The sequence below is a fragment of the Paracoccus sp. TRP genome, assembly GCF_000185925.1.
In the GTDB taxonomy this organism is placed as follows: Bacteria; Pseudomonadota; Alphaproteobacteria; order Rhodobacterales; family Rhodobacteraceae; genus Paracoccus; species Paracoccus kondratievae.
This window is the reverse complement of sequence record NZ_AEPN01000094.1, coordinates 1-3,485: the sequence shown is the minus strand read 5'-3', so window position 1 is coordinate 3,485 and position 3,485 is coordinate 1. Positions and strand designations below refer to the sequence as shown.

Annotated in this window: 2 protein-coding genes; both read right to left on the bottom strand. The window is 58.4% G+C overall.

Going from position 1 to position 3,485, the window contains the following annotated elements; genetic code table 11:
• Positions 1-144: 144 nt before the first annotated feature.
• Positions 145-2,721, bottom strand: a complete 2,577-nt coding sequence (locus PARACOCCUSGL_RS21135; RefSeq protein ID WP_010400727.1) for a DUF2357 domain-containing protein — start codon at positions 2,719-2,721, stop codon at positions 145-147.
• Positions 2,718-3,485: hypothetical protein (locus PARACOCCUSGL_RS22115; protein WP_040602381.1), on the bottom strand; the 768-nt coding region annotated here is incomplete at its 5' end. The genes PARACOCCUSGL_RS22115 and PARACOCCUSGL_RS21135, both read right to left, overlap by 4 nt.

Here is a 3,485-nt window from a genome sequence, read left to right as displayed (position 1 = left end):
TAGGTTCAAATCCTACCCCCGCAACCAAATATATCCGCGTTTTCAAACGCTTAAGCGCCGCCCTCCGGGGCGGCGTTTGCGTTTCCAACACCCGTGGAAGCACTGTGGAAGCAAGAGGGGACGAAGTTCTGCGGGCTTTGTTAGTCACCCAAAGCTGCCGCGGTAGTTGTCCTCTTGGTGGATGTCACGATCAAAGAACTCACCGCAACATGGGCAGGCGACGTTAGTCAGCTGGTCTGCAATGGTTCTATGATAGGTCAGGATCAACCCATTCTTGAAAAGGGGCGTGCCGCATCCGGAAAAGCAATGGGTCCGCCGCGTCGTCAGGCCGCAATCGTGACAGGTGAGGTCCCAGTAGTCTCGACCCCTCTGCGTTAGGTGACGCCTGACGTCGGCTACTTCGTGGCGTTGGCCGCAACTGATGCAAAAGCTGTCGCTCTGCCAGTTTTCACCATCGAGGTGTCGCGGTGTCGGAAAGCTTGCTTGCAGCTCCATCGCGACCAACCGGTGCAGATTGTGCCAGTCCCTCGGGTGCGGAGACATGCGGACTGCCCCTTCGCTATGGTTGGAAGGATGGTTCTGTCCATAGTCGCAATCGCGTCCCCATCCCAGAGGTGACGTCGGTTCCTGCACCACCGGACCCGCCGGCTGCAGGATGAAGACTCGCCGACCGGCTTGGCCATACCCTCTGCCGTCGACAACATCGCGCAGAACGCCGTCGAGCTCTCGCGGGCGCCAACGTGTCCGGAATTTCGCATCAAGGACTAGGCCCTTCGACGGTTCTACTGCGTCGCCAAAGATCCTGCGCGAATGCGTGTCTTCGTCAGGGTCTTCGTCTCGGGTTTGGAACGATAGGCGAAAATCAGGGCGGCGCCCGTTCGGAAGGACAGGTTGGACCTCGAGACACGCCGTCATGGCGACATCGGACCGCTCGAAGCGAAGTTCGAACGGCGCGAGCGCACCACAGGTTCCCTCGATGACGCGGTCTAGCCAGTCTGGTTCAGGCGTGAAGTCGAAGGTGTCGACGAGCAAGGAAATCAGGCGTACCAAGCACCAGCGTTCGTAGATCGCGCTGGCGTGCAATATGCCGATGCGATCGATCCGCTCGATCTCCTTACCGCCGACTCCGACCCTTTCGGCAATCTCCTGAACGCGATTGAAAGCGGCGAGTACCGAGGAATAGGCAGCACTTTGCACGAAGCGCATGCCCATCGGGAGCGCGGCGCTGCTCGCCACACCGAGCGCTGACCACCGCATCTCCTGCGACGTCAGGTCTTCTCCGGTGCTGAGAAGCGATGCCGCAGCCGATCTGGAAAGCTCTGCGCGCTGCGCCAGGTGCGATGCGCGCCGAGCGCTGCTTCGGGCTTCAAGGCGGCGTTCCTCGAGTTCCATGCGGGTCAGCTTTCTTACCCAGCCGTTTTGCTCGTACCGTTCCCGCAACGCCGCCTTTTTCTCGAGGCCAGAGGCCCGAACCCTCATGCGGCACACCTGCTCGAGCTTCAGTAGCCGCATGGACCCAGTCTGGCCATGACGCTTGACTTGGCCCACGCCCCAGAATTCGAAGAGCCGGGAAGACTTGTTCAGATACTTTGAGGCTTGTGCAACCAAGCGAAAGGGTTCCTCGGGCAATTGCACGATGTTGCTTGTGATCCCTAGCTTTTTATCCTGCCGAGGGTCTGCGTCTAATCGCTTGTAGAACTGTGCCCGCTCTAGATAGCTATAGGGGTTCTCCAGCTTGATGGCAAAATTGCGGATCTCGTCGCGATACGGCGGTCCGAGGCTCGTCCAGCTGTTCACTGCAGCAATCGCGGCCTCCATTTCGGCAAGCTGGTTTCCGAATATCTCGGGATCCACCGTTTCACTCTCGGCCTCAAGCAGAGCTTTTGCATGCTCATAAGCACGTTCCGACCTCGCGGAGAGCTGACGTGACTGTGCTTCGGATGCGCTGGCAATCCGCGACGATAGCCGTGCACAGTATTGAACCATGTGGTGGACGAAACGATTGTCCGGAATGTCGATGGTCTCTTCTGCGCTGCGGCCAGGATAGGCTCGTCCCGATGGTCGTCGCAGTACTTCTCGAAAAGTCCGATTGTTTGGTCTGAGCCGCCCGGTGGGCTGAAGTTCTTCTATTTCGGTCAAATGTCGCGCGGGGTTGCCCAAGACGTGGCGCGCCGCTTGGGCAAAGCGGGACAAGGCCTCGACCAAGTCCGTGGAATCTGATCTGATGATGCCACCAGTTGCCGAGCTTTGCCGGCTGAAGGCAAGCGTGATCAGTTCATCACGAAAATCCGCTAGGTAGTCTTCGGCTTCGGCGCTTCCGAGGTCGAGGGCGACGTTCACGAGATCCAGTCGCTCGGCACCGATGTGAAGTTCGAACTGGCCGAAGCTGCGGTGCAGTTCGCTTAGGTGAGTTTTGCGCTCTTGATCCCAACCGTTGTCCTGTACCCACCATTCAAGCCCTTCGGGATCGCGGATCTTCAGCCAAGGCTGTCTCTCGCCGTCAGCTCCAACGAGGTGTGGTACAGTGTCAACGGCTTGGTCGCTAAAGCGCAGTCCTACCCACGGATGGAAGTCCCGAAACATCTGCGTTTCGGCCCGGTAGTGGCCATCATCGTCTTGCTCAATCTCGATCGGGTCGCTGGAAATCTCCATGCGACGCGCAATTCCGCGCTCCTGCCATTCAATCCGCAGGTAGTGCAGGGCGAAGTTCGGCAAAGTCATCGCATCCAGAAGTTTGCGACCTTGTTGCTGCCGTCCGCGAGCGCGATCAGGCGGTCAAGGTCGCCAACCGAATTACCTTCGCCTGGCGCAACTTCGGGAGGTCCAAGTCGTTCGGCGAGCGCTTCGCGAAGCGACACAAGCACGTCGCGTCGTTTGCGCCCGTCGGAAGTCGGACGGCTGGTGTCGAGAGCGATCTTTGGCAGAATCTTTTGACGGACGACATTGTCCAGTGCTTTGTCTGGTTCGATGCCGGTCAGCTCCGCGGCAGCAAGGTATCCCAGCGATTGCCGAACAGCGCGCATTCCGAATTCTACCCCTAGCGGATCAAGATGGTCACGCGCGAGACCAGCCAAGAAGCTGGCCGCATCATTGCGACGGTCAAAAGGTGGGTACTCTGCGCGCAATCCAATGTCGTGAGGAGTCAGACCCAGTTTGATTTCCGGATCCTCCGTCACTTCGGAAATTTCAGCTTCGATACTATCCCAATCGGCGAGCATCGGATTGCTGAAGCGTAATACATGGACGCGATCTAGAACCTTGGGAGAGAGGTGGTGAGTAGTTTCATCCATGTTCACCGCTCCGAAGATCCAGACGTTATCCGGAAATTTCAGGCTCGTAGGCATCCGCATGTGTGCCGAAAGTGCTCGGCGCAGGCGGCCATGGTGTACGAGAACGGATTCTGCATCGCGAAACCCGCCGAGTTGATGAAGTGCGTTGTTGGCTATGTCATTGGTTAGGTGTTGATTTCCGTCGAGACGTGACCC